Source organism: Paracoccus methylarcula, from assembly GCF_003007735.2.
GTDB classification, from domain to species: Bacteria; Pseudomonadota; Alphaproteobacteria; order Rhodobacterales; family Rhodobacteraceae; genus Paracoccus; species Paracoccus methylarcula.
The window spans coordinates 94,140-119,713 of sequence record NZ_PXNQ02000006.1 but is presented as its reverse complement, the minus strand read 5'-3'; the positions used below and the strand labels follow the sequence as shown (position 1 = coordinate 119,713).

The window sequence follows — 25,574 nt, the reverse complement described above, 5'->3', positions numbered from 1 at the left end:
TGCAGATGATGCGAGACCGCTAGCAGAAGGCGGCGGCGACCGGAAGGGCGGAAAGGAAAAGGGCCGTGCCCTTTCGGGCACGACCCTTTTGCATTCGCATTCGCCCGCGGAATCAGCTGTTGACGCTGTCCTTCAGAGCCTTGGCGACGGTTACCTTGACCTGCTTGTCAGCCGGCTTGGTCATCATTTCCTGGGTCTGCGGGTTGCGGACCTGACGCTCGGGACGTGCACGGCAAGCGATCTTGCCGATGCCCGGCAGGGTGACGGCGCCGCCATTGGCGACTTCACGGGTCACGACCGCAGAGATCGCGTCCAGAGCCGCGGCAGCGGATTTCTTGTCCGAGCCCAGCTCTTCGGCCAGAACCGCCACGAGTTGTGTTTTCGTCATAGGTTTTGCGGAAGGCGTTGCCATGTATCTGTCTCCTCTCGCCCTGTTTCGCGCGCTAACAAATTGCGCCTTTTTCGGCATAAGGCTTGCTACACACGGTTTTGACCGACAGATCAAGCCTTTTTCGCGAAACATGGGTAAACCAGCGTAAATTAGTCAAGTTGACGTTAGGTCAAAGGAACGCGGTTTCGCTGAATGACCGCAATTTGCGCGAATGTATGCGTTCCAGGGGCATTTCGCGAAGCTTCTCCATCGCCCGGATCCCGATCAGCAGGTGGTTGGCGACCTGCGTGCGGTAGAAATCCGTGGCCATGCCGGGCAGCTTCAACTCGCCATGCAGGGGCTTGTCACTGACGCAGAGCAGCGTGCCATATGGAACCCTGAAACGGAAACCGTTGGCGGCGATTGTGGCGCTTTCCATGTCCAGCGCGACGGCGCGTGACAGCGACAGGCGATGCACCGGGCCGGAATGATCGCGCAATTCCCAGTTGCGGTTGTCGATGGTGGCGACGGTGCCGGTGCGCATGACCCGCTTGAGCTCGTAGCCATCCAGCCGCGTTACCTCGGCCACGGCTTCCTGCAGGGCCACCTGCACCTCGGCCAGCGGCGGGATCGGCACCCAGACCGGCAGATCGTCGTCCAGCACGTGATCCTCGCGCAAATAGGCATGGGCAAGGACGAAATCGCCAAGGCTCTGCGAATTGCGCAGCCCCGCACAATGCCCGACCATCAGCCATGCATGCGGGCGCAATACCGCGATATGATCCGTCGCCGTCTTTGCGTTGGACGGGCCGACGCCGATATTGACCAGCGTGATCCCCTGCGAATTGGCCCGCTTGAGGTGATAGGTCGGCATCTGCGGCAGCTTGGCCAGAGGGGTCAGGGGCGCATCCGGCTCGGTGATTTCCTGGTTGCCGGGGGCGACGAAGGACTCGTAGCCCAGCAGGGGATCGGCCAGCGCCCGGCGGGCGAATGCCTCGAATTCGTCCACGTAGACTGGTAATTGGTGAACAGGACGAAATTCTGGAAATGCTCGGCCGCGGTGGCGGTATAATGCTGCAGCCGCGCCAGCGAATAGTCGATGCGCTGCGCCGTGAAGGCCGCCAGATGCTGACTGCCATCGGGCATTGATGCGGCAACCCCGTTGACGATATCATCGTTCATCGTGTTCAACTCGGGCACGTCGAACACGTCACGCAGCGAGAATGTCAGCACGCCTTCCTGCGGCACGTTGAGATCATTCTGCGTGGCGACGGCGAAATGCACCGGCATCGGCGTCTCGCTGGCCCCGACAGTGACGGGAACGCCGTGATTGCGGATCAACAGCCCGATCTGTTCGGTCAGGTAGTTCCGGAACAGGTCCGGACGGGTGATCGTCGCGGCATAGATGCCGGGATCGGTGACATGACCGAAAGACAGGCGTGAATCGATCTTGCTATGGCTGGTAACGGTCAGGCGCAGCTCGGGATAGAAGGCGCGGTAACGCGCCTGCGGCTGCTCGCCCGCCAGGAGCCGGGTGAAATGATCCAGCAGGAAACCCGTCGCCTCGTCATACAGCTCGCACAGGCGGGCGGCGGCAGCGGCGGGGTCGGTGAACTGCTCGCGTGGGCCCATGGGCGGTGTTTCGACCGGCAGAAAACGCGAATCCGTATCCATCTTTTCTTTCCTTCTTTACCATCACCCTGCCTGCACCCTGCGCGACACGCAAGCATCTGGCGCAGCCCGGCGCGGACCGTTACCTTGCCGTCATGGAAATGCTGATATTCGGTCACGGCTACACCGCCGGTTACCTGACACCCCTGGCGATCACGCGCGACTGGCGCGTCACCGGCACCACCCGCAACCACCCCGAACGGGTGTCTGCCGCGGGGGCCGACGCCCTGCTCTGGCCCGGTCAGGAAGACGATATTCGCCGCGTCATCACGCGCTCCGATGCGATCCTGGTTTCCGCCGCCCCGACGGAGGGTGGCGATCCGGTTCTGGCGGTTTTCGCCGATGAACTGGGCCGGGCGCGCCCGCGCTGGCTGGGCTATCTGTCCACCACCGGGGTCTACGGGGATCGCAATGGCGGTTGGGTCGATGAAACGAGCGATCTGACCCCCTCAACCGCGCGCGCGCGCAGCCGGGTGCAGGCCGAGCAGGCATGGCAGGCGCTGGCCGCCGCACATGACCTGCCGCTGCATATCTTCCGGCTGGCCGGAATCTATGGCCCCGGCCGCGGCCCCTTTGCCAAACTGCGAAATGGCACCGCACGGCGGATCGTCAAGCCGGGGCAGGTCTTTTCCCGCATCCATGTCGAGGATATCGCGCGGATCCTGATGGCCTCGATCGATGCCCCCGCGCCGGGGGCGGTCTATAACCTCTGCGACGACGATCCGGCGCCACCTCAGGACATCATCGCCTGCGCCGCCCGGATGCTGGACATGCCGCCCCCCCCGGCTGTCGATTTCGAAGAGGCCGATCTGGGTCCCATGGCGCGCTCTTTCTATTCCGACAGCAAGCGCGTCTCGAACGAGCGGATCAAGCGCGACCTGGGGATCACGCTGAAATACCCGGATTACCGCAGTGCCCTTGCAGCGATCCTGAAGGCCGAGGAGGAGGAGTAATTGCCGCATTGCCATTGCTGCCACCACATGCATGATTGCGCTCCATGAGCACGGATTTCGACATTCTCATCGCAGGCGGTGGGCTGAACGGCCCAACCTTGGCGCTGGCCCTGGCCGGGGCCGGAATGCGTGTCGCGGTGGTCGATCCCCGCCCCGCCGATGCAAGGACGTCCGAGACTTTCGACGGCCGCGCCTATGCCCTCGCCATGGCGTCGCAGCGCCTGTTGAAAGCGCTCGGCCTGTGGGGGGATCTGGCCGACAAGTGCCAGCCGATCCATCAGGTCAAGGCCTCGCAGGGACAACCCGGAGAGGGTGCCGCCCGTTTCTTCCTGCATTTCGACAGCGCCGAGATCGAGGAAGGCCCGGTCGGCTTCATGCTCGAAGACCGCTTCCTGTATCGCGCCCTGCTGTCCGCGATGGAGGGGCAGGTGACGCATATGCCGGGGATCTCGGTGACCGGCCAGCAGGTCGGGGCGGCGCAAGTCACGGCGGAATTGTCGGATGGGCGGCAGGTCACGGCACGCCTGCTGATCGGCGCGGATGGGCGCGGCTCGGGCGTGGCGGAACGCGCCGGGATCACGCGGCGCGGATGGGATTACGGCCAGACGGCGCTGGTCGCGGCGATCGATCACGAATTGCCGCATGAGGGCATCGCGCATCAGTATTTCATGGCAACCGGACCGCTGGCGATCCTGCCCCTGCCCGGCAATCGCAGCAGCGTGGTCTGGTCGGAGACCGACGCCAATGCAGGTGCGATCAAGGCCCTGCCGGATGCGGAGTTCCTGCAGGTACTGCGGCCCCGCTTCGGGGATTTCCTCGGCGAAATTTCCCTCGCCGGTCAGCGCTTTTCCTATCCGCTCAGCCTGTCGCTGGCCGAAACCTATATCGCCCCGCGCATAGCCCTGGTGGGAGACGCCGCGCATGGTGTGCATCCGATCGCAGGCCAAGGGCTCAATCTCGGGTTGCGTGATGTCGCGGCTCTGGCCCAGACATTGGTCGAGGCGGCCCGGCGTGGCGAGGATATCGGCGCCGGGGATGTGCTGGAACGCTACCAGCAATGGCGGCGCTTCGACGCGACCAGCCTTGCCCTTGGCATGGATGCCGTGAACCATCTCTTTGCCAGCGACAACCCGCTGCTGGGCGGGTTGCGGGGCACGGGCATGGGGGCCGTCACCGCCCTGCCGGGCCTTCGGCGGCGCTTCATGCGACAGGCAGCCGGGCTTTCGGTGGACCCGATGCCAAGGCTGCTGGCGGGGCAGGTGCTGTAGAGCCTGACCGGGTGCGGGCAGGGACACCGCCGGATTACGGTTTCAGCCGGTCCAATATCTGCCCATGCAGGTGTTTTCCGGCAACGATCAGGCCATCGACCATGGCGCGCTGACTGTTGAAGCGCATCCGCTCGCCGCGCTGATCCGTGACCACGGCCCCGGCCCGCTCCGCGATCAGGCTGCCCGCCGCGATGTCCCATTCCCAAGCCGCCCGCAGCGACAGTGCAGCGTCGAACCGGCCCTCGGCGGCAAGGCAGAGCCGCCAGGCCAGCGAGGGACGGAATTCGCGGCGGAATGGCGGAACCTGTCCGTCGCGCCAATGCCCCGGCTCGGAGACTGCGCGATAGGTCAGCACGGAGGCGCCGTCGATATCGGCATCGGCGGGCTCTATCACCTGACCGTTTCGCAGCGCCGGACCACCCTCAAAGGCGGTATAGGTGATGTCACGGACAGGCAGGTGGACAACCGCGGCCACGATCCGGTCGCCATCCGTCACGGCCAGGGAATGAGAAAAACCCTCTTGCCCGGCAATGAAGGCGCGCGTGCCGTCGATCGGGTCGATGATGAAGCAATGTCGCGCGTCCAGCCGCGACAGATCGGCATCGCTTTCCTCGGACAGCCAGCCATAGCCCGGCCGGGCCGCCATCAGGCTGGCCTGCAGCTCGTCATTCACGGCCAGGTCGGCCTCGGTGACCGGTCCGGCATCGCCGCCCTTGTCCCATGAGCGCGGATCCCGGCGCCAGAAGCCGAGCGCGATCTGCCCCGCCCGCCGCGCCGCATCCGTCAGCAGGTCCAGATCGGCTTCAGGCACCTGCAACGGTCATCCCCTCCACCAGAAGGCTGGGAGTCTCGATCCCGCGCCATGGCAATGCGTCATTTGCCGCGACCAGCGTCATCAGCATGTCGCGCAGGTTGCCGGCGATGGTGCATTCATTCACCGGATAGGCGATCTGCCCGTTCTCGACCCAGAAGCCCGCCGCCCCGCGAGAATAATCCCCGGTCGTGCCGTTGATCGAGGCCCCCAACATGGATGTCACGATCAGCCCTCGTCCCATATCGGCGATCATCTGTTCCCGCGTCCGCGTGCCGGGCGTCAGGATGACATTGCTGTTCACCGGCGAGGGCGGCGATGTCAGCCCGCGCGCGGCAGAGGCGGTGCTCTCCATGCCCAGCTTGCGCCCGGTAGCCAGATCCAGCGTCCAGCCCTGCAATATGCCCCCCGAGACGATCTCGCGCCTGCGGGTGGCCAGCCCCTCGGCGTCAAAAGGGCGCGAGGACGGATAGCGGATGCGCAGCGGATCCTCGATCAGGTCCATCCCGGCAGGTAGGACCGGCTCGCCCATCTCCTTGCGCAGCCAGCTTGCGCCGCGCGCGACCGCACCACCATTCACCGCCGAAAGCAGATGTGAGATCAGCGAAGAGGCAACCCGGCGATCATAGAGGATCGGGAACGCGCCAGTCGGAGGCTTCCTTGAACCGGCGCGGGCCAATGTGCGTTCGGCTGCAAGCGCGCCGATTTCCTCGGGTTCGGGAAGATCCCCTGCCCAGCTTCGGAATTCGGCGGCATAGTCACGTTCCATCCCCAGGCCCTCGCCGGTGATGGCAACGGCAGATATGACATGGGTGCTGCGGCCATAACCGCCCGAGAAACCGTTCGAGGCCGCCAGCCACATGTGACGGTTGCTGAAAGCCGCGCTGGCGGCCTCGACCTGGCTGATGCCCTTGGCCGCCATTGCCGCCGCCTCGGCGCGCAAGGCGGTCTCCTGCAAGGCTTCGGGGGTCGGATCGGGCCGGTCGTCCAGCAGCTGCAATCCCCCGGCATCGCGTTTTTCCGCCAACTGGTGCGGCTCGGCCAGTCCAAGCGTATCATCGACCGGCGCCTCGCGCGCCATGGCCACGCCGCGCTCGGCCAGTTCGGCAATGGTCGCCTCGCCATGATCCGAGGCCGAGACACAGGCCTGGCGGCCACCGATCAGAACCCGCAACCCGATCTCGATCCCTTCCGCGCGCTCGGCCTGTTCCAGCGCGCCGTCACGGACATCTATGCTGATCGAGCGGCCCTGCATCGCCAGGGCATCCGCCTGCTCGGCCCCGGCACGCCGGGCCGCCTCGACCAGTCCCTCGGCCAGCCTCTTCAGATCGGTTTTCGCAGCTTCGCCGCTCATGCCTGTCCTCCGGCTATGGCTCCACTTTCCCGCAGTGCCGGACATGGAGCGAACGAAAAAGGCCGGGCGGGTCGCCCGGCCCCTGTGCCTTACGGCCACATTATTATTGCACTTGCTGCCCATTGGCAAAGATCGAGCCGTCTTCCTTGAACTCGAGCTTGGTCTGCAACTGGTCGGGATTGCCTTCGACCGGCTTGGCGAACATCGCCAGCATCATGCGCGCGCCCATCAGTTGATCCTGCGGGACCAGCCCCATCGAGACCAGCTTGTCGAGCAGCGCGTTGATGCCAGTGAAATCGCCCTCGACGATACCGACCGGTTGCTGCGCGTCCTGCGGAATGGTCAGGTCGCCGGTCACATTGGCGTCCACCCCAACGGCCTTGAGGGTGATCACATTGATCTTGACCGATTGCGGCTCGAAGGGCATTTCGGGCGAAGCCGGCATATCGGTGCCATCGGCGCCGGGTCCTGACCGGCACCGTCCTCGGCCATATCGGCCATCTTCTGGCTGAAGGCCGGGTCGAACAGATCCCCTTTGACCAGCGCCTCGCCCGCCACGTCGATGGTCAGGTTCGCCGGGTCGCGCGGCAGTTCCTGGCCCGGATCGAACAGGTTCCAGATACCGTCAGCCAGCGTCAGGCCCATGAGCTCGTATTTGAACGAGAACGGCTGAGCATCATCCGACTTGCTGATCGGGAAGGTCAGCGCGCCCACGGCGCTCTCGACGGCATAGGCGATCGGGAAAGGCAGTTGATTGACCGTCACCTCGACCTCGGTCTTCTTCGAGGTTCCCTGATAGGACAGGCCGTCCTTGGACATGGCGAATGTGAGATCGCCGCCCCCGGATATGAACTTTCCGCTTCCGGATTGCGCGGTCCCGTCCGGATCGGTTCCCTCGAAAGTCGCGTTGCCCGTGATCGGACCCATCTGGAAGCTGCCATCGGCCAGGAACCCGGCATTCAGCGCAAGATCCATCCGTTCGGCCATGTTATCCAGGCCGGCGGGCAAAACCGTCTGACCGGAAGAGGTGATGCCATCGATATGCATCTGCCCCGCAAGCTTGCCGCTGCCCTGGCTTTCGCCTTCCGAGGGAGGCTCGTTCACATCCACGTCCAGATCCAGCCCTGCGGCCGTCATCTCATAGGTGATCTGCTGCTCTTCGCCCTGCACCGTGCGATACTGGCCGGCAAGATCACTGACCGTCGCGGTCAGGGGAACCTCGGCCTCATCCGCGTTCCCGTCGCCAAGGCGAAGCACGGCTTCAAGGCTGGGATAGCGGAACTCATGCAACATGTCCTCGACACTACCCGATGACAGTATCTCGTTGTCGGGCGCCGCGATCACGACATTGATCTCGGCCGGCTCCTCGTCGGGCATTTGGGAGACCATACCGATGGTGATATCGCCATCGACGACGGTGCGTATCCTGGCATCGCCCGCCTGATCCAGCGTCATCTTCGGAATGGTAATGGTGGTGTCGAGTTGCTCGGTGTCGGAGGTGGCGACGATATCCGAAAGGGTCAGCATGCTGCCGGCCTCGTCGGTGGCACCGGTGGTCACCTCATATCCCATGCTGGCATAGTAGCTTTCCAGGTTCTCCCAGACCTGGGCCGGGGTGAGATCGGCCAGAACGGGGCCCGCGCCCACGATCAGTGCGATAGTCGAGCTTGCAAGGGTGCGACGCATGCTAATACCTTTCGTCAAGAAAAACTCAGGGCAGTTTCTGACATAGCCCGAAGGCAAGGGGAAGGGATCATTCTTGATACAATCGGAGTCTGAAGAAGATATTGCCCTGTTGACCATCGACCGTCCCGACAAGGCCAACTCGCTGACCGGGCAGATGCTGCGCGATCTGACCGCGCATCTGGACGAATTGGCGAAATCGGGCTGCCGGGCGCTGATCCTGACCGGAGCGGGAAAGGTGTTTTCCGCCGGGGCGGATCTGGCCGAGGCCAGGGCCGGGCTGGCCACATCCCCGGAATGGGAGCGGCTCTCGGCGCGCATGGCCTCGATGCCCTGCCTGACCATTGCGGCGCTGAACGGCACATTGGCGGGCGGGGCCTTCGGTATGGCTCTGGCCTGCGACCTGCGGCTGGCAGTGCCCGAGGCGAAATTCTTCTATCCGGTGATGAAGCTGGGCTTCCTGCCGCAGCCGAGCGATCCGCCCCGCATGGCGGCACTGATCGGCCCGTCGCGGGCGAAGATGATCCTGATGGGAGGCGCGAAGATCGAGGCGCCCGAGGCCCTGGCATGGGGCCTGATCGACCGGATCGTTCCGGCCGGGGATCTGATCGCCGCCGCGCGGGAACTGGCAGCCGACAGCAAGGCCGCCGCGCCCGATCACGTTGCGGCGATCAAGGCAATGATCGATCAGCCATAGACCGATTGCTTGCCGAATTGCTTGCACAGCATGTAATAGATGACCGGGCGATACTTGTTGCGGTTCGACCGCCCGTATTTGTCGATGACTGAATTGATCGCTTCCATCAATTGCGGGCCGTCGGCCAGCCCCAGCTTCTTCATCAGGTAATTCTTGCGAACCCGGTCCAGTTCCGAGTCATCGCTTGAAGCGATGGTCTCGGCATCGGCGTTATAGATCGACGGACCACAGCCGATGGTGACCTTGGTCAGCAGGTCCATATCCGGCGTTTCGCCCAGCTTATCCTTGATATCTTGTGCATATTTGGCGATCAGATCGTCACGTCTACTCATCTTCACTCCCCCGTTTGGTTGATATTGGACAAATGGAGGATGCGGCGCTGCGCGGCATTTGGCAACCGCCTACGAAACCGGCGCGATTCAGCCCCGCGAGAACCCGCCAAGCGCAGGCAGCCAGGTGGACAGGGCGGGCACGAAAGTCAGGATCAAGAGCACAGCGATGGCCGCCAGGAAGAAGGGCGGCAATTCACGGATCAGGTCGGAAGGGCGCTGCTTGGTGGCCGAGGCAACGACAAAGATCAGCCCGCCGACCGGGGGCGTGATCAGGCCGAAGGTCAGGTTGACGATGACGATGATCGCAAAGTGATCGGCGGCGATACCGAGGCCGTGGGCTATGGGTGCGAGGATCGGGACAAGGATCATCACGCCGGGCAGCGGGTCCATGAACATGCCGAAAGCCAGCAGCAGCAGGTTCACCATCAGCAGGAAGGCGATGGGCGACAGATCCATGGCGATGACCGTATCGGCCATGGCTTGCGGCACGCCCTCGATGATCAGCACCCAGGCAAAGGCCCGCGCGGCGGCAAGGATCATCAGCACCGCGACCGACATGATGCCCGCGCGCCAGAACGCTCCCCACAGGTCGCGCAGGGTGAAACCGCGATAGATCACCGCGCTGACGACGATCGCATAGGCAACGGCGATGACCGAGGCCTCGGTGGGCGTGAAGACCCCTCCCCTTATGCCGCCCACGATCAGCACCACCAGGAAAAGCGCCGGTGAAGCCGCCAGCGTGTTGCGGATCATTTGCGCGACGGGTGGTCGCGGCTCGGCGCTGCGATAGCCGCGCTTGCGGCTGATCCACCAGTTGACCCCGGCCATCGCGCCCGAGATCAGCAGCCCCGGCAGGATCCCGGCCATGAACAGCGAACCGACCGAGACGTTCCGGTCCTGCAGCGCATAGATGATCATGGTGATCGAGGGCGGGATGATCGGCCCGACGACCGAGGTGGCGATGGTCAGTGCCCCGGCATAGGCACGCCCATAGCCGCCCTTCTCCATCATCCGCACCATCATCGCCCCCGGCCCCGCCGCATCGGCCAGCGCCGAGCCCGAGATCCCCGCGAAGAGCGTCGAGGTCAGGACATTGGTATAGCCCAGCCCGCCCCGCAGATGCCCGACGAATTGCGAAGCGAAGCGCAGCAACATCGCGGAAATCGCCCCCGCCGACATGATCTCGGCCGCGAGGATGAAGAAAGGCACGGCGAGCAGCGGGAAACTGTCGAGACCGGTGAACATCTCCTTGACCACGACCACCAGCGGATATTGCCCGGTGATGGTGACGGCGGCGAATGCCGCCAATGCCAGCGCGAAGGCGACCGGCACCCCCGCCAGCATCAGGATCAGGAAGGTGGCGATCAGGATCTCAACCACGGGCGCCTCGTCCGTTGAGGCAAGCCCGGCCCGCAGGTAACGCGGGGCGATCAGCGCGAGATGGACGATCATCAGCGCGAAACCGGCGGGCATGGCGGCATAGACCCATTTCATCGGCAGCCGAAGCGCTGCGGATTTCTGAATCGCCATGCGGTTCATGTAATCGATCCCGACCCACACCATGAAGGCGAAGAAGCCGAACAGGACCAGCAGGATGATCCATCGCAGCCAATATTGGGCAGGGCCGGGAAGCGCCTCTTGCGCATTGCTGATGGCGACATGCGCACCCTCGCGCAGCGCCAGTCCGCTGCCGAGGAAGGTCAGCCAGATCATCGTGTAGCGCGCCACCTCGTCAGCCCAGGGCAGGGAATTCGCCCAGAGATAACGGGCCGAGACATTCCAGCCGACGACCACCGCCATCAGCGCCAGGCCGGCGATGACGGCGGTGCCGTTCAGCAGGATGAAGGCGCGTTCGATCCGGCGCATCGGTCAGGCGACGGATCGCGCCCCGCGACGACCGGGGGCGCTGCCCCCGTCGCCGGCTGGTTCTCGAACCAGCGGCGCCCCAACCGGCAACCCCGCGGATATTTCCATGAAGAAGAAACGCATATCGCTGGTCATTCGGCCGCCTGGATGCGGTCCATCAGGTCCTTGCCGAACTGTTCCTCATAGGTCTTGTAGGGTTCGGCCAGCGCGTCGCGGAAGGCGGCTTTCTGTTCGGCGGAGAGTTCATTCACCTCCATGCCCTGCTCTTTCAGCGTGGCGACGCCCGATTCCTCGACCTTGTCCACATAGCCGCGCATCGCGGCGACCGCATCGGCGGCGGCGGCCTCGAAAGCGGCTTTCTGATCATCGTCCAGCCCGCCCCAAAGCTGCGGCGAGACAAGGATGACGGCGGGCGAATAGACATGGCCGTCCAACGTCAGATATTTCTGCACCTCGCTCAGCTTGGCCGAGACGATCACCGAGAGCGGGTTCTCCTGCCCGTCGATCGCGCCTTGCTGCAATGCGCCGATCACCTCGGGCCAGGCCATCGGGGTAGGCGCGGCGCCAAGCGCCTCGAAAGCCTCGATATGGACCGGGTTCTCCATGGTGCGGATCTTCAGCCCCTCGGTATCGGCGGGAGCCGCGATCGGGCCGCGGTTATTGGTGATATGCCGGAAGCCCTGTTCGCCCCATGCCAGCGCATGCAGCCCGGCATCGTCGAACCTGGCCAGCATTTCCTGCCCGATCTCTCCATCCAGGACATTGCGGGCATGATCGAGGCTGCTGAACAGGAACGGCACGTCGAACACCCCGGATTCCGGCACGAAATTCGACAGGGTGCCGGTGGAGACGATGGTCATCTCGACCGTGCCGAGCTGCACGCCCTCGACCACCTCGCGCTCGCCGCCGAGGCCCGAGGACGGGAAATGCCGGAAGGTGAACTGGTCACCCAGGGCAGCGGTCAGCGATTCCTCGAAGGCCTTGGCCGCAACGCCGTAATGGCTGTCCTCGGCAAGCGCATAGCCGATCTTGATCTCTTCGGCGCTGACGGGTGCGGCAATCGCGGCCAGGAATGCGGCGGCATAGAGTTGCTTCATGTGGTGTCCTCCCTCTTTGGCGCAGAGTTTGCGCGACCTGACGCGCGAGCGCAATCACCTGATGCGGAAAGATCGGATCGGGCCACTATCGGGACCGTGTTCTTCCTGCAACAGTTTTGCCGCCACATGACGGAACGGTATCACCCCCATCCAGCCAGTAGGCGGAAATTTTTTCGCTTCCTCCTGCCTGCCGTCAATGCGATCCTTATTTCCGGCGACTGCTCCCGTTGATATTGTGGTCATCATCGAAAGGACCGATCTAGTCTGCCGAACCATGAAGGAGTCCATCATGCGCAAGACCATTCTTTCGGCGATCCTTGCCCTTGGGGCATTCACCGCCCCCGCCCTGTCCGAGACGATCCGCGTCGGCATGTCGGGGGGCTATTTCCCCTTTACCTTCACCCGCACCGACGAGTTGCAGGGATTCGAGGTCGATTTCATGCGCGCCGTCGCCGAGGAAACCGGCGACGAGGTCGAATTCGTCACCATGTCCTTTTCGGGCCTGATCGGCGCGCTGGAATCGGGCCGTATCGACACGGTCGCGAACCAGATCACCATCACCCCGGAACGCGAGGCGAAATTCACCTTTACCCAGCCCTATGTCTATGACGGCGCACAGGTCGTGGTGAAGGCGGGCAACGAGGGCGAGATCACCGGCCCCGAAAGCCTCAAGGGCCGCTCGGTCGCGGTGAACCTGGGCTCGAATTTCGAGGAATTACTGCGCAACCTGCCCTATGCGGACGAGATCGACATCCGCACCTATGAATCGAATATCGAGCAGGACACGGCGCTTGGCCGCGTCGATGCCTTCGTGATGGACCGCGTGTCCTCGGCGCAGGTGATCGCGAAAAGCCCGCTGCCGCTGGCGCTGGCCGGACAGCCCTTCGACGAGATCCGCAACGCCCTGCCCTTCCGCAACGACGAGGCCGGGAATGCCCTGCGCGACCGTGTCGATGCCGCGATCACCACGCTGAAGGAAAACGGGACGCTGGCCGAGATCTCCGAGAAATGGCTGGATGCGGATGTGACCAAGCCACTGGCTGAAGCCGACTGATGCGGCCGCTGGACATCGCCTATATGTGGGAGCTGGTGCCGGTCATCGCCGGCTATATCCCGCTGACCCTGTTCATGGCCGTGATTGCCATGGTCGCGGCGCTGGTGCTGGCGGCGCTGCTGGCCATTGTGCGGGTGCTGAAAATCCCCGTGCTGGACCGGGTCGTGGCGGTGTTCATCAGCTTTTTCCGGGGCACGCCGCTCTTGGTGCAGCTGTTCCTGTTCTATTACGGCCTGCCCCAGATGCTGAGCTTCCTCACCAGTATCGACGGCGTGACGGCGGCGATCTTCGGGCTGACCATGCATTTCTCGGCCTATATGGCCGAAAGCATCCGCGGCGCGATCCTTGGCGTCGACCGCAGCCAGTGGGAGGCCGCGCAGTCCATCGGCATGACCCAGGGCCAATTGTTGCGGCGGATCGTCCTGCCGCAGGCGGCACGCACCGCCGCGCCGACATTGATGAATTATTTCATTGACATGATCAAAAGCACTTCGCTGGCCTTCACCCTCGGCGTGACCGAGATGATGGGCGCCGCCCAGAAAGAGGCAGCGGGCAGCTTCCTGTATCTTGAGGCATTCCTCGTCGTGGCGCTGTTCTACTGGGCCATTGTCGAGCTCCTCTCGGTCGGTCAGCGCCGCATGGAACTGCATCTTGGAAAGGCGGTGGCGCGATGAGTTGCGAGATCGACATCGCCGGGCTGGTCAAGCGCTTTGGCGGTAACACGGTGCTGAACGGCATCGACCTTTGCCTGAAACCCGGCGAGCGCGTGGCAGTCATCGGCCCATCGGGGACCGGCAAATCGACGCTTCTGCGCTGCCTGAATTTCCTCGATCCTCCTGACGAGGGGCGGATCACGATTGGCGACCTGTCGGTCGATGCGGCAAGGGCCGGCAAGGCCGATATGCTGGCGCTGCGGCGGCGGACCGGCTTTGTCTTCCAGAACTATGCGCTTTTCGCCAACAAGACCGCCCGTGACAATATCATGGAAGGGCTGACCACGGTCCGGAACTGGCCCAAACCCAAGGCCGAGGAGCGCGCCCGCGAGATCCTGCAGCAGATCGGCCTTGGGGATCGCGGCGACAGCTATCCCTCGGCACTGTCGGGCGGGCAGCAGCAGCGGGTGGGGATCGGCCGCGCGATGGCGCTGGATGCCGAGCTGATGCTGTTCGACGAACCGACAAGCGCGCTGGATCCGGAATGGGTGGGCGAGGTCCTGGACCTGATACGCCGCATCGCGGATGGCCGCCAGACGATGCTGATCGTCACGCATGAGATGCAGTTCGCCCGCGAGATCGCCGACCGGATCGTGTTCATGGAAGGCGGCCGGATCGTCGAGCAGGGTCCGCCCGCCCAGATATTCGGCAATGCGCGGGACGAACGCACCCGTGCTTTCCTGCGCCGCGTGGGCTGACGGAAGAAGGGCGGACGGCGCGGTGCCGGGTCATGGTCATGTGTCGGTTCCGTTGTCCTGATCCCGCAGCACCGCCGGATTGCCGCCCAACTGCACCGGCCTCGCCCCAAGCCTCGCCGGTTCGCCGGGATCATGGGTGACCAGAAGCAACCCGGCCCCGCTGCGTTCCAGCAGTTCCGAGGTCAGCCCGATCATGCGCGACGCGGTCTCGGTATCGAGACTCGCAAAGGGTTCATCCATAAGCAGAATATCGGGCCTCGCGGCAAAGGCGCGGGCCAGCGCGAGGCGGCGTTGCTGTCCCAGTGACATCTGGCGCGGAAACTGTTCCTCGCGCCCCGACAACCCGACCCGAGCCATCAGGTCACGCGCCGCACTCTCATCACAACCGGCTGGAATCGTGACGTTTTCCAATGCCCTGCGCCAAGGCAGCAAGGTCGGCTCCTGGAACACCACTGCCAGCCGGTCATCCCCTGACAGGCTGCCGCTGAATTCTTCGTCCAGCCCCGCGATGATCCGCAGTAACGTCGATTTGCCGATCCCCGACGGCCCCAGCACGGCGACGCGCTGGCCCCGCCCGATCTCCAGCGTCAGTGGCCCCAGAACCTCATGCCCGGCGAAGGATTTTCCTTTCAGTTCAATCCTCATCGCGCCTCCAGCGATTGGCACGAGCCTCCCATGGCCGCAGCACGAACATGTCGATGGCCAGCATCACCGCGACGAATGCCAGCGCCCAGGCCAACACGCCGGTCACGTCGAAATTCGAGAACAGCAGATGGATCTTGAAGCCGACGCCATTCGAGCGGCCAAGGAATTCAACCACCAGAACAATCTTCCATATCAAAGAGATACCCGCCCGCGCAGCAGAGGCGACATGCGGCGCAAGCTGCGGCAGAACCACATGCCGGAGGCGATCAAGCGATGACATGTGGAAAGCCCGCGCCATGTCGTCCAGATCAGGGCGCAAGGCGCGCGTGCCTTCGCGGATCATCACGATCACCAACGGGATCTTGTTCAGCGCGACAGCCGCCACCGCCGCCACCTCGTTGAGCCCGATCCAGATATAGGCGAGCACGATGATGACCAGCGCAGGCAGGTTCAGCGCGATCACCAGCCCCGGGTTCAGCCAGTGATCCGCCCCGCGCGACCGGCCCATCCACAGCCCGATCAACAGTCCGACGGCCATCGCCAGGACGAAGCTCGCCAGCACCCGGAACAGCGTCATCCCGGCATGGAACCAAAGCTCTCCCAAGGCGGCGATCTGCCCGATCCGGGCGGCGACGGCCCATGGCGCGGGCATGGTCCGGGGATTGTCCGACCACATCGCCACCAGGGTCCACAGCAACAGCATCGCCACTAGCGACAAAAGCCCCGGAACAGTGCCGGGGCTTTGCCAGGGGTATCGGCGCGCCCTACTCACCCGACCCGAACAGCCCTTCGGGCAGTTCGGTCAGACCGCCGGTCAGATCCTCGCCGCCCAGTTCCGCCATGATCGAGAACATCTTCTGCGCATTGCCCCGGTCCACATCCCCCTCTGGCGGGATGCCCGCGCGCCAGCCCTCGCGAAGCGCTTCGAATTCGGTATCATCGGCGGCATTCATGATCGGCCGAATGTCTTCCCATGCAGCGTCGTCACCGGCCAGCAATTCCTTGGCCTGCCGCGACGCGCTCGCCAGCCCTTGCGCCAGTTCCGGATGCTCTTCGATCCAGGAATCACGCAGCACGTAACCCAGAAGGGGCGTCGTCGGGTCCAGCCCCAGATCGGTCGCCGCTTGCGAGACGCTGATCACCTCGCGCATGCCCCCGGCCTTCATCTTGGCCAGGTAATGCCAGAAATTCACCGCTCCTGCGATCTCTCCCGTCTCGGCGGCATTCCGGATCACCGGCGGAGCGCCAAAGACCTGCCCGGTGACATTGGCCAGGTCCTCTCCGTTCCGCTGCCGGTTCCAGGCCCGCAGGATCAGCCAGCTTTTATCCACGGGTCCGCCCGCGATGCCGATCTTTTGCCCCTCAAGATCGGCGAGATCCTGGACATCGCTGCCTTCAGGCACGACCAATCCGCCCACGGCACTGGAATAGGGAAGGAAGGTGAAGTCCGCGCCCGAGGCGCGCTGCTGCGCCACCCACAGCCAATCCGAAACGATCGAATCGACCTCGCCCCCCTGCATCGCGATCTGCGTGGCCGGGTTTCCCGCCAGCGCCACCACCTCCAATGTGAAGCCGTTATCGCGATCAAACCCCTGCCCGAGAATCGTCTGCAATTCCCAGTTGACGGTGCCATTCTCCAGCGTGCCGATGCGGATAACCGGGGATTCCGCGAAAGCGGGGAAAACGGCCGCGGACACGGCCATGGCGACGCATAAGGTAGCAATCCCCCTGCGGGTCGAGCTCATCGAGATCCTCCTGAATGCGGTATCAGCGTGACATGGCCGACAACCGGCCACAATAGCACCGAAGTCTTAGCTTCGGACTTGCGTTGTCTACAAGCCGCCCTACAATCTGTTATGGAGGTGCGGATGCTGTTGGGGGGCGGTGCCGCCACGACGCCATTGCCAAGGGAGGAGAAACCATGACCGCCGCAGCCATGCAGGCGAAGCCGCCGCAGACGCCACGACCGAATGCCGATCAGGTCCGCGAGATCCTGATCGTGGACGACCACCCGCTGATGTGCGACGCCCTCGCGCTGACGCTGAAGATCAGCTTTGGCCTCAAGAATGTACGCACCGCGCGCAGCCTGGGCGCCGCGATCGAGCAGATCAAGGCGCAGGGCGCGCCCGATGCTGTGATCCTGGACCTGAACCTGCCGGATGCCCGTGGGGCCGAGGGGATCGTGACCCTGCGCCGGCAATTGCCCGAAGTACCGATCACCATGATCTCGGCCGATCTGGAAGGCGCTATGATCGCCGCCGCGATGGCGGCGGGAGCGCAGGGCTATATCAGCAAATCGCTGAGCCGTGAGGCGCTGGTCGACAGCTTGCGCCGTATGTGGGACGGCGAATTCGTCACGCCCGAGGGATACGAGCCCGATCAGGCGGGTGCCGAGGACGAGGCGAGGGCCGAACTGGCCCGCCGCTTTGCCACGCTGACGCCGCAACAGATGCGCATCCTGCGACTGATCTGCCTGGGCAAGGCGAACAAGGAAATCAGTTATGAGCTGTCCATCGCCGAGGCCACGGTGAAAACCCATATCACCGCGATCATGTCCAAGATCAACGCCCGCAGGCGCACGCAGGCGGTGCTGCTCGCCAATTCGATCAGGCTGTTCGAGGCCTGCTGATGGATACCGGCCCGGTCGCGAAGGAGGACGTCGCCGGGCCGGTGGCCGTGCAGGCCGACCGCGACGCCGCCGATCTGGCGGATCGTCTCCTGGCCGGCCTGCGCGCCGCCGATCCCGGGCTCGTGCTGGTTTTCGGGGCCGCCGGCGAGGGTCTTGCCAAGCTGGGCGGAGACCTGCAAGCCGCCCTGCCGCCGGAATGCGTGATATGCGGCTGCTCTTCGGCAGGAGAAATCGGCCCCTGCGGCTATAGTTCGGGCAGCGTGGTCGCGATCGGCTTTCCCCGCAGCAGTTTCCGGGCGGAAGCGATCATGCTGCGCAACCTGGCGACACTCCCCGTTTCGGACTGGATGGCCATGCTGCGCCGGATGCATCGCAATTTCGGCCCCGATGCCGCGCGCTCGCAATTCGGGCTATTGCTGGTCGATGGCGTTGCCGGACAGGAGGATGCGCTGGTTTCGACGATCGAGGCCGCTTTGCCCGCGGTGCCTGTCCTGGGCGGTTCGGCAGGCGATGCGCTGGATTTCCGACAAACGACCCTGCTGGTCGATGGCGAGGTCACCAGCAATGCCGCCGTCTTCCTGCTGGTCGAGACCGATCTGGCCGTCAGCGAAGTGACCTTCGCCCATTTCAGCCCGACCGAAACCCGCGCCGTGGTCACCGCCGCGATCCCCGACAAGCGCCGCATCGTCGAGCTGAATGCAGAACCCGCAGCCGAGGAATATGCCCGCATCATCGGGCTTGCCATGCAGGACCTGACCCCGACCGAATTCGCCCGCCACCCGCTGTTGTTGCGGATGGGCCGGCGCCATCACGTCCGCGCCATAAGCGAATTGACCGAGGATGGCGGGCTGTCGCTGATGTCCTCCATCGACACGGGCACCGTGCTGACGCTTGGACGCAGCGACGACATGACCCAGGGTTTCGCGGAAGCGCTGGAGGCACTGCCGCGCCCGCCGCTGATGGTGCTGGGCTTCGACTGCATCCTGCGGCGGCTGGCGCTGGAGCGTGCCGGACTGATGGATACGATGTCCGAGATGTTCACCCGCTACCGTGTCGCGGGGTTCAACACCTATGGCGAACAGCATAGCGGCATGCATGTGAACCAGACCTTCGTGGGCGTGGCCTTCATGCCGCCCTTCCCGGAAGGAGAGGCGCATAATGCTGCGTGACAGCGATCCGCCGCATCGGCAGGTCGAGAAACTGAGGCGCATCACCGACGTCCTGATCGACCGCATCGACCGGCTCGAAGAGACGCGGGGCTCGGCTTGGTCGATGTTCCAGGCCGCCGTCGCGCTGGAACAGGAGGTGCTGGCCCGCACAAGGCAGCTTGAGCAGGCGATGGCCGATCTGTCACAGCGCAACCGCGAACTGGCCGTCGCCCGCGCCGCCGCAGAAGAGGCCAACCGCTCGAAAACCCGTTTCCTTCGCGCCGCCAGCCATGACCTGGTGCAACCCCTTTCGGCCGCCCGGTTGTTCCTGTCGGCGCTGACCGACACGCCGATGGACGAGCAGCAGAAGGAATTGACCGAACGCCTGTCGGGCGCTTTCGAATCGGTCGAGCAATTGATGCATGCCGTTCTCGACATATCGCGCCTCGACAGCCAGCGCATCGAGTTCCACCGCCAGCCGGTCCCCTTGGGGGAACTGTTTCGCCGCCTCGCCGCCGAATTCGCACCCCTGGCAGAGGCAAAGGGCCTGCGGCTCAGCTTTGCCCCGACCGATGCGGTGGTGGAAAGCGACCCGGTCTTCCTGCGCCGGATTGCCCAGAACCTGGTCTCGAACGCGATCAAGTATACCAATCGCGGCGGTGTCGTGGTCGGGGTCCGGCGACGTGGCGCAACCGGCTGGCTCAGCGTCTATGACAGCGGGGTGGGGATCCCGGCGGTGGACCGCAACCGGATCTTCGACGAGTTCCAGCGGCTCGGGAACGATAACGGCACCCCCGGCATGGGTCTGGGCCTGTCTATCGTGCGGCGGGCCTGCAACAAGCTGGGACACCCGATCAGCCTGAGTTCCGAGGCGATGCGCGGCACCTTGTTCCGCGTCGGCCTGCCGCTGATCGACGGCACGCATCAGCAGCATCCGAAGGCAAGCGATGCGTCCAGCCATGTGTTGCGCGGGCGTGTTGCACTGGTTGTCGAGAACGATCATGGCATGCGCCGCGGCTACGAGATGATCCTGGGCGAGCGCCTCGGCATGGTCGCCCGCGTGACCGGCGGCACGGCGGAAGCGCTTGCCACGATGGGCGAAGAGCCGCCCGATATCGTCCTTGCCGATTACAACCTGGAAGGCGACGATACGGGGCTCGCGTCGATTCTGGCGCTGCGGGACGCGGCGGGCAGGAATATTCCCGCCGTGGTGGTGACCGCTCACCGGGATCCCGAGATCGCACGCCGCTGTGCCTCAATGGGGGTGCCGCTACTGGAGAAACCCGTGCGCCCTGCCGAACTGAGCGAGATTCTGGTCAGGCTTCTGAGTTGAGGCTGCGACCTAGGGCTGAGAGATGGCCATGCGGGACTTGTTCTTCGGACCGCAGAGCGCAACTCTGGTCCGGCATTATGGGAGGAACGGCAATGAAACGCAGCATCGCCACCGCGCTGTGGCTGGGGCTGTCCGCAAGCCTTGTCGCAGCTTCACCGCTGGTCGCGGGCGAAGCCGGGGACATGGTCTTCGCAGAACGGGGACCATGGTCCCTCGAACCAGAAGGGCTTAGCTGGTCGGTACATGTGGACGGCCCGGACGCCGCCGGTTTCCTGCATGTCGAGAATGGCTCGGTCACATTGAACGAGGTCATCGACCCATCCGACAACCAGCCGGCCCTGCAACTGACCCAGGAGACCGACAACCGGACCCGCGAGATCGGACCGTTTCCGATCTCGGGCGGCGATCCGGTGCTGACCTTCTTCCTTGAACAGACCACCCGGGACATCGCCAAGCTGACCGGCGGCAGCCCCTATTACATCCGCAACCGCATGAAGGACGCATTGTTTCGAGGCGGGGAACTTTCCCAGGACGGCAACATCGCCTCTTTCCAGCCATTCGAAGACGATCCCAATGCCGCGCAGATGAAGGGCTTCGAAACGCTGACCCTGACCTTTACGCTGGATGAAGAACCCGAAGCCCCGATCCGCGAATTGCAGGCCCGGACCGAGGGCGACGCGCCGGGCTATATCAACCGCATGGTGCTGCAATGAAACGGGCCATCATCGTGATCGCCATGCTGCGGCGATGGCCGCGCCCGCGGCATGGGCGCAGGCCGTGAACGACTATCCGACCAATGCCCGCGCCGAATATGTTTTCACCTGCATGGCCACGAACGGGCAGAACCGCGAAATGCTGGACCGTTGTTCTTGCGCCATCGACCAGATCGCCTCGGTGCTGCCCTATGACGATTACGTCAGCGCCGAGACAGTGCTGCGGATGCGGCAGGTCACCGGTGAACGCGCCTCGATGTTCAAGGGCATGGCAGAGATGACCGAAATCGTCGCCCGCCTGCGCCGAGCCGAGGCCGAAGCCGAGATCCTCTGCTTCTGACAGGCACGACCCGACGGGACACCTGTCGGCTTGCGGTTGACGGGAAGCCGTTTTCGACCATAACCGAAACCAACGGCTTTCCCGTCATGTCACCGTGCCGGGCTGGATATCGCGACGACCGCAAGAGGGACATGCCATGAATTTCGACCGCCGCATCAAGATCGCCCCGTCGATCCTCTCTGCCGATTTCGCCGATTTCGGGCGCGAGATCCGGGCCATCGAGGCCGAGGGCGCCGATTGGGTGCATGTCGATGTCATGGATGGTCATTTCGTGCCCAACCTGACCTTTGGTCCTCCGGCGGTGAAGGCGTTTCGTCCGCATGTTCGGGGCTTCATGGATGTGCATCTGATGATCGCCCCGGTCGATGCCTATATCGACGCCTATGCCGAGGCAGGCGCCGACATGATCACCGCCCATGTCGAGGCCGGACCGCATCCACACCGGACCCTGCAGGCGATCCGGGGGGCGGGCAAAAAGGCCGGGATCGCGCTGAACCCGGGTACGCCGGTCGAGGCGGTCGAATATCTTCTGGACCTGTGCGACACGGTGCTGGTGATGACCGTGAATCCCGGTTTCGGCGGGCAGAAATTCATCCACAGCCAGATCGACAAGATCGCCCGGCTGCGCGGCATGATCGGTGACCGGCCGATCCATATCCAGGTCGATGGCGGCATCGATGCGAAAACCGCACCCCTGGTCGCCAAGGCAGGGGCCGATGTGCTGGTCGCAGGCTCGGCCGTCTTCAAGGGTGGCTCGGTCGATCAGCCCGCCATCTATGGCGGTAATATCCGTGCCATTCGCGAGGCCGCGCAAGCGGTTTGACAATCCCGCCGCACAGGCGTTTGCTCTGCCGCGAAGAAACAGGAGGACGTGATGGATCTGGGGATCAAGGGAAAACGGGGGCTGGTTTGCGCAGCTCCAAGGGGCTGGGACGCGGCTGCGCCGAGGCACTGGCCGAGGCAGGCGTCGATCTGGTCATCAACAGCCGCACCGAGCCGATGTCACCCGGACCGCGCAAGAGATCGCAGACAAATACGGTGTCCAAGTCACGCCTGTCGCCGCCGATATCACCACGGATGAGGGCCGCGAACGCGTGCTCGCTGCCACCGGCCAGGCCGATATCCTGGTGACCAATGCGGGCGGCCCGCCTCCGGGCACATGGACGGATTGGAGCCGCGAGGATTTCATCAAGGCCATCGACGCGAACATGCTGTCGGCGGTCGCGCTGATGCAAGCGCTGGTTCCCGGCATGATGGAACGTGGCTGGGGCCGGGTCGTCAACATCACCTCGCAGTCGGTGCGCTCGCCCATCGCGGTGCTGGGTCTGTCGAATACCGCGCGGGCCGGGCTGACTGGCTTTGTCGCGGGCATGTCGCGGCAGGTGGCCGGGCATGGCGTCTGCGTCAACAATATCCTGCCGGGCATCCATGCCACCGCCCGCGCCGACAGCCTGGACAAGGGTGTCGCCGAGAACAGCGGCATCACCATCGAAGAGGCCCGCAAGAAGCGGCAATCGGGCATCCCCGCCGGTGCCTATGGTCAGCCCGGGGATTTCGGCGCCACCTGCGCCTTCCTGTGCAGCCAGCAGGCGCGGTTCATCATCGGCCAGAACATCCTGCTAGATGGCGGCGCGCTGAACGTGACGGTCTGAGGCGGGCCCTTGCCGGGACCGGTGCTCCTAGTGTTTCGACATCTCATTGAAACCCCGGAACACCGTGACCCACTGTCGGGCCTGGTCAGACTGCATGTCCTGCACCACGCGACCGAACATGAAATCTACGGCCAGTGGATGATCGACGAGTTGGCAAGTCATGGTTACCGCCTGTCACCGGACACGCCCTATCCGATGCTGCACAAGATGGAGCGCGACGGCTACCTCACCTACCGCGAGGAGCGGAACGGGCGGGCGGTCCGCAAGCTCCATGCCATCACGGGCAAGGGACGCAGGCGACCCGACACGAGGACCAAGCGGCCAAGGAAGGGCTCGGCCCGAGAGTGTTCACGGCCTTTCTCAAACTTGGCCTGACCTCTTCCGGCGCCCCATCGACACCCTGGGTTATTTCCGCGACAAGTTCGTGCAGCGCCGCAAATGGATCGCCGAGCGAGGTTTTGCCGGTCTTGCCGTCCTTTGCCGGTTCCTGCCGGGACCTGCATCGAGCCAGGTCAGCTTCGCGCCCGGGCTGCTGCGTGGCGGCCCGCCGGGCGCGGCATGGGCGGCCTTCATGTTACCTTCGGCGATTCTGCTGGTGCTGTCCGCATCGGGTGCTGCAGCGCTCGGCGGTCCTGATGCCCGTTCGCAGAACTCTATTTGACGGTCCTATTGCGCCCGGCCTGTCGGCTGATAAGGTTTCCGCAGCAGGACCGTCATACTGCAAAATGAACGAGGCGAAATGGCCGATACCGACGATCAACCCGACGATGTGGATTTCTCGGAAATAGTGGCGCAGAAGATGGTGGCCGAACAGCGCCAACAGCTTCGGCGACAGGGGGCACAGGCCGCTGGCCAGACCAAAATCACCGAGGATAATTTCGAACTGCATGAGGCTTCCCTTATCTTCAACCATCTGCGCCATCGGATCAGGCAATTCGAGGCGAATCTGGACGAGGATGAGGAAATCGGCCTGCAACTGGCCAATTTCGGCCTTGCGGCGCAGCTGCATATCCGCGCGATATCGTATCAGAATCCCAGTCTGATCGAATTCCACGGCCTGGACCCCAAAGGCAACACGGTGACATTGATCCAGCATATCGATCAGTTGAACTTCATGCTGGTCGCGGTCAGACCGATCAAGAATGAGCCCTACAGGGTAGGTTTCCTAGAAGATGTCCGCGAAAATACCGAGCGTGACGACGGAACTGACCCGCCATAGAAGGCGGTGCAGGAAAACAAGGACCGCATCAGCGCCGGAAGATCGATGAAACCTGCGGGAAACCGCTAGAACATGCAGCTTCCTGTCCAGCTTGCAGATCGGCGTCACCCCGGTCGGCATCCTGTCCTGCATTTTCTCCGGGATGGCATTCTGCCTGCGCCGGGCTGAGCACCACCGTCGCGCAAACCATCGTTATTGGCAGCGTCGTGGTCGCGATCGCTCATCTGTCGCTGGTCTTGGGCAAGCTCGTGCTGGCGATTCTCGGCCAGTCCGGAACCCCGGATAATGGTGTAACAGGTGAGGAAATCTGGCTGGTCCCGATCGAGTCCCGCTCTGCCGACGTGATGGAAACGGCGGATGATCGCCGGGGTGATGCGCACTGGGGTTCGACGGGGATCACGACCAGGAGACGGTGGTCGGTCTCGCGGTGGAGAAAATGGGGATACTGCTGCAACCGGGCGAGCATTTCGAACTTGGCGGATGGTGGATCGAGGTCGTGTATGTAAACAATCGCCGGATCGACAAACTGCTCGTCCGGTGTTTGCACAATCCCGCGTGACAGGAACCAACAAGCATGTTCACGATGCTTGCCTCATGTTGAACAAAGATAGAAACTCGCTTGCCGCCGCGACATCGCCACTCACGGAGACCATACCCTTTGCCATCAGCTCCGGCAAAGGGACTGCACCCAAGATCCCCTCCGCGAGCCCGTTTCCATTCCCCGAAAGAACAAACGGTGTCTCAGGGCAGTTGACGGCGATAACTTGCAGCTTTCCTCCGGTCAATCTGACTTCGAACGCTTCGCTGCCGAAATCAAAGCCCGCAATCGCTTCGCGCCCTCGAGCGCGTTCCGGCACAAGAACGGCATTCATCGAGATCATCAGAGCCGTGGGGCTGATGAAACGAAATAGGTCATGACCTGGCACTGCAACCGCCCAACGACATAGTTCGTGAATAACCGGCAGCAGTTCTCTTCCGATCTCGGTGAGGGCGTAGAATCTCTGTTTTTCGTCATGGACGATAACCCCGGCCGCACCAAGCTGCGCAAGCCGCCGGGACAGCACATTTGCGGAAATGCCGGGCAGGCCAGCGCGGATCCGTTGAAAGCGTTTGGGCGCGAATATCAGTTCGCGAACGACAAGTAGCGGCCATCGGTCGCCAACCAGATTCAGTGCATGAGCCTCCGGGCTGCCTTCGTCATACCGCATGGGAGAAGCCTTTGGATAATCCGGCATGTTTTCATTCCGTCGGCAGGCTTCGGTGGCTGACGCTGCCAGTCGGGGAGGCTTTCTGGACGGGTGCAACGGCGAATGTCCCGGGCACATCAT

Annotated in this window: 28 protein-coding genes and 3 pseudogenes; 17 read left to right on the top strand and 14 right to left on the bottom strand. The window is 63.9% G+C overall.

Annotation, left to right across the window (positions count from 1 at the left end; translation table 11 throughout):
- Positions 1-112: 112 nt before the first annotated feature.
- Positions 113-412, bottom strand: coding sequence for an HU family DNA-binding protein (locus A7A09_RS10990; RefSeq protein ID WP_076522579.1), 300 nt, complete (start codon positions 410-412; stop codon positions 113-115).
- 148 nt (positions 413-560) lie between these two features.
- Positions 561-2,044, bottom strand: a pseudogene (locus tag A7A09_RS10985) (AMP nucleosidase).
- A 92-nt stretch (positions 2,045-2,136) separates the two neighbouring features.
- Here A7A09_RS10985 and A7A09_RS10980 point away from each other — a divergent pair.
- Positions 2,137-2,994, top strand: coding sequence for an SDR family oxidoreductase (locus A7A09_RS10980; RefSeq protein ID WP_106691450.1), 858 nt, complete (start codon positions 2,137-2,139; stop codon positions 2,992-2,994).
- Between the two features lie 44 nt (positions 2,995-3,038).
- Positions 3,039-4,262 carry a UbiH/UbiF/VisC/COQ6 family ubiquinone biosynthesis hydroxylase gene (locus A7A09_RS10975; RefSeq protein WP_106691449.1) on the top strand — a complete coding sequence of 408 codons (1,224 nt, stop codon included), beginning with the start codon at positions 3,039-3,041 and terminating at the stop codon, positions 4,260-4,262.
- Between the two features lie 34 nt (positions 4,263-4,296).
- Here the strand turns inward: A7A09_RS10975 and A7A09_RS10970 are convergent, their stop codons facing one another.
- The 4 genes from A7A09_RS10970 to A7A09_RS10955 all read right to left on the bottom strand — a co-directional run bounded on the left by A7A09_RS10970 (position 4,297) and on the right by A7A09_RS10955 (position 8,113).
- Complete coding sequence (locus A7A09_RS10970) at positions 4,297-5,073, bottom strand: inositol monophosphatase family protein (protein ID WP_106691581.1); 777 nt, start codon at positions 5,071-5,073, stop codon at positions 4,297-4,299.
- On the bottom strand, positions 5,066-6,427 hold the full coding sequence (locus A7A09_RS10965) for a TldD/PmbA family protein (RefSeq protein ID WP_106691448.1): 1,362 nt from the start codon (positions 6,425-6,427) through the stop codon (positions 5,066-5,068). Before A7A09_RS10965 ends, A7A09_RS10970 begins: the two co-directional genes overlap by 8 nt.
- A gap of 103 nt (positions 6,428-6,530) precedes the next feature.
- A complete protein-coding gene (locus A7A09_RS10960) occupies positions 6,531-6,854 on the bottom strand; it encodes a DUF2125 domain-containing protein (protein ID WP_106691447.1) in 324 nt (107 codons plus the stop codon).
- Entirely contained in the window at positions 6,818-8,113 is a 1,296-nt protein-coding gene (locus tag A7A09_RS10955; protein WP_106691446.1) for a hypothetical protein, read from the bottom strand. Before A7A09_RS10955 ends, A7A09_RS10960 begins: the two co-directional genes overlap by 37 nt.
- Positions 8,114-8,186: 73 nt before the next feature.
- On the opposite strand from A7A09_RS10955, the gene A7A09_RS10950 reads away from it, so the two are divergent.
- The gene (locus A7A09_RS10950; RefSeq protein ID WP_106691445.1) at positions 8,187-8,807 is read left to right on the top strand and encodes an enoyl-CoA hydratase/isomerase family protein; all 621 of its coding nucleotides are present in this window, start codon (positions 8,187-8,189) and stop codon (positions 8,805-8,807) included.
- Here A7A09_RS10950 and A7A09_RS10945 read toward each other — a convergent pair.
- The 4 genes and pseudogenes from A7A09_RS10945 to A7A09_RS10935 all read right to left on the bottom strand — a co-directional run bounded on the left by A7A09_RS10945 (position 8,798) and on the right by A7A09_RS10935 (position 12,102).
- Positions 8,798-9,139: a DUF2853 family protein gene (locus A7A09_RS10945; RefSeq protein WP_106691444.1), complete on the bottom strand. Its 342-nt coding sequence runs from the start codon at positions 9,137-9,139 to the stop codon at positions 8,798-8,800. The genes A7A09_RS10950 and A7A09_RS10945 overlap by 10 nt on opposite strands.
- An 87-nt stretch (positions 9,140-9,226) precedes the next feature.
- Positions 9,227-10,519 carry a TRAP transporter large permease gene (locus tag A7A09_RS10940; RefSeq protein ID WP_366465916.1) on the bottom strand — a complete coding sequence of 431 codons (1,293 nt, stop codon included), beginning with the start codon at positions 10,517-10,519 and terminating at the stop codon, positions 9,227-9,229.
- A gap of 66 nt (positions 10,520-10,585) precedes the next feature.
- Positions 10,586-10,939 (bottom strand): annotated as a pseudogene (locus tag A7A09_RS22095) (TRAP transporter small permease); the annotation flags it as partial.
- Positions 10,940-11,136: 197 nt separating this feature from the next.
- Positions 11,137-12,102 (bottom strand): TRAP transporter substrate-binding protein, encoded by a 966-nt coding sequence (locus A7A09_RS10935; RefSeq protein WP_106691442.1) that lies wholly within the window; start codon positions 12,100-12,102, stop codon positions 11,137-11,139.
- Positions 12,103-12,391: 289 nt separating this feature from the next.
- Between A7A09_RS10935 and A7A09_RS10930 the strand changes: the two genes are divergently transcribed.
- From A7A09_RS10930 to A7A09_RS10920, 3 genes are read left to right on the top strand one after another with little or no spacing between them, the layout of a single operon-like run.
- The gene (locus A7A09_RS10930) at positions 12,392-13,156 is read left to right on the top strand and encodes an amino acid ABC transporter substrate-binding protein (RefSeq protein ID WP_106691580.1); all 765 of its coding nucleotides are present in this window, start codon (positions 12,392-12,394) and stop codon (positions 13,154-13,156) included.
- Complete coding sequence (locus tag A7A09_RS10925) at positions 13,156-13,830, top strand: amino acid ABC transporter permease (RefSeq protein ID WP_106691441.1); 675 nt, start codon at positions 13,156-13,158, stop codon at positions 13,828-13,830. Before A7A09_RS10930 ends, A7A09_RS10925 begins: the two co-directional genes overlap by 1 nt.
- Positions 13,827-14,567, top strand: coding sequence for an amino acid ABC transporter ATP-binding protein (locus tag A7A09_RS10920; protein ID WP_106691440.1), 741 nt, complete (start codon positions 13,827-13,829; stop codon positions 14,565-14,567). Before A7A09_RS10925 ends, A7A09_RS10920 begins: the two co-directional genes overlap by 4 nt.
- Positions 14,568-14,603: 36 nt before the next feature.
- On the opposite strand, the gene A7A09_RS10915 is transcribed toward A7A09_RS10920, so the two are convergent.
- The 3 genes from A7A09_RS10915 to A7A09_RS10905 form a co-directional block, all read right to left on the bottom strand.
- On the bottom strand, positions 14,604-15,212 hold the full coding sequence (locus tag A7A09_RS10915; protein ID WP_106691439.1) for an ATP-binding cassette domain-containing protein: 609 nt from the start codon (positions 15,210-15,212) through the stop codon (positions 14,604-14,606).
- Entirely contained in the window at positions 15,202-15,915 is a 714-nt protein-coding gene (locus tag A7A09_RS10910; protein WP_106691438.1) for an ABC transporter permease, read from the bottom strand. Before A7A09_RS10910 ends, A7A09_RS10915 begins: the two co-directional genes overlap by 11 nt.
- A 61-nt stretch (positions 15,916-15,976) precedes the next feature.
- Positions 15,977-16,957: an ABC transporter substrate-binding protein gene (locus A7A09_RS10905; protein ID WP_106691437.1), complete on the bottom strand. Its 981-nt coding sequence runs from the start codon at positions 16,955-16,957 to the stop codon at positions 15,977-15,979.
- Positions 16,958-17,133: 176 nt separating this feature from the next.
- Between A7A09_RS10905 and A7A09_RS10900 the strand changes: the two genes are divergently transcribed.
- From A7A09_RS10900 to A7A09_RS22090, 11 genes and pseudogenes are all read left to right on the top strand, one after another.
- Entirely contained in the window at positions 17,134-17,841 is a 708-nt protein-coding gene (locus A7A09_RS10900) for a response regulator (RefSeq protein WP_106691436.1), read from the top strand.
- Positions 17,841-19,010 (top strand): FIST N-terminal domain-containing protein, encoded by a 1,170-nt coding sequence (locus tag A7A09_RS10895; protein WP_106691435.1) that lies wholly within the window; start codon positions 17,841-17,843, stop codon positions 19,008-19,010. Before A7A09_RS10900 ends, A7A09_RS10895 begins: the two co-directional genes overlap by 1 nt.
- Positions 19,000-20,322 carry an ATP-binding response regulator gene (locus tag A7A09_RS10890; RefSeq protein WP_245999283.1) on the top strand — a complete coding sequence of 441 codons (1,323 nt, stop codon included), beginning with the start codon at positions 19,000-19,002 and terminating at the stop codon, positions 20,320-20,322. Before A7A09_RS10895 ends, A7A09_RS10890 begins: the two co-directional genes overlap by 11 nt.
- A gap of 92 nt (positions 20,323-20,414) precedes the next feature.
- A complete protein-coding gene (locus tag A7A09_RS10885) occupies positions 20,415-21,035 on the top strand; it encodes a hypothetical protein (RefSeq protein WP_106691433.1) in 621 nt (206 codons plus the stop codon).
- A 34-nt stretch (positions 21,036-21,069) separates the two neighbouring features.
- On the top strand, positions 21,070-21,375 hold the full coding sequence (locus A7A09_RS10880) for a hypothetical protein (protein WP_106691432.1): 306 nt from the start codon (positions 21,070-21,072) through the stop codon (positions 21,373-21,375).
- A 136-nt stretch (positions 21,376-21,511) separates the two neighbouring features.
- On the top strand, positions 21,512-22,198 hold the full coding sequence (gene rpe / locus A7A09_RS10875) for a ribulose-phosphate 3-epimerase (RefSeq protein ID WP_106691431.1): 687 nt from the start codon (positions 21,512-21,514) through the stop codon (positions 22,196-22,198).
- 51 nt (positions 22,199-22,249) lie between these two features.
- A pseudogene (locus A7A09_RS10870) lies at positions 22,250-23,027 on the top strand (SDR family oxidoreductase).
- A 30-nt stretch (positions 23,028-23,057) separates the two neighbouring features.
- Complete coding sequence (locus A7A09_RS10865; protein WP_245999281.1) at positions 23,058-23,402, top strand: PadR family transcriptional regulator; 345 nt, start codon at positions 23,058-23,060, stop codon at positions 23,400-23,402.
- Positions 23,403-23,451: 49 nt separating this feature from the next.
- The gene (locus A7A09_RS10860) at positions 23,452-23,688 is read left to right on the top strand and encodes a chromate transporter (protein WP_436277795.1); all 237 of its coding nucleotides are present in this window, start codon (positions 23,452-23,454) and stop codon (positions 23,686-23,688) included.
- 78 nt (positions 23,689-23,766) lie between these two features.
- Positions 23,767-24,246, top strand: a complete 480-nt coding sequence (locus A7A09_RS10855) for a DUF6173 family protein (protein ID WP_106691430.1) — start codon at positions 23,767-23,769, stop codon at positions 24,244-24,246.
- A gap of 379 nt (positions 24,247-24,625) precedes the next feature.
- Positions 24,626-24,805: a transporter associated domain-containing protein gene (locus A7A09_RS22090; RefSeq protein ID WP_106691429.1), complete on the top strand. Its 180-nt coding sequence runs from the start codon at positions 24,626-24,628 to the stop codon at positions 24,803-24,805.
- 19 nt (positions 24,806-24,824) lie between these two features.
- Here the strand turns inward: A7A09_RS22090 and A7A09_RS10845 are convergent, their stop codons facing one another.
- Positions 24,825-25,481, bottom strand: coding sequence for a winged helix-turn-helix transcriptional regulator (locus A7A09_RS10845; RefSeq protein WP_106691428.1), 657 nt, complete (start codon positions 25,479-25,481; stop codon positions 24,825-24,827).
- Positions 25,482-25,574: the final 93 nt, after the last annotated feature.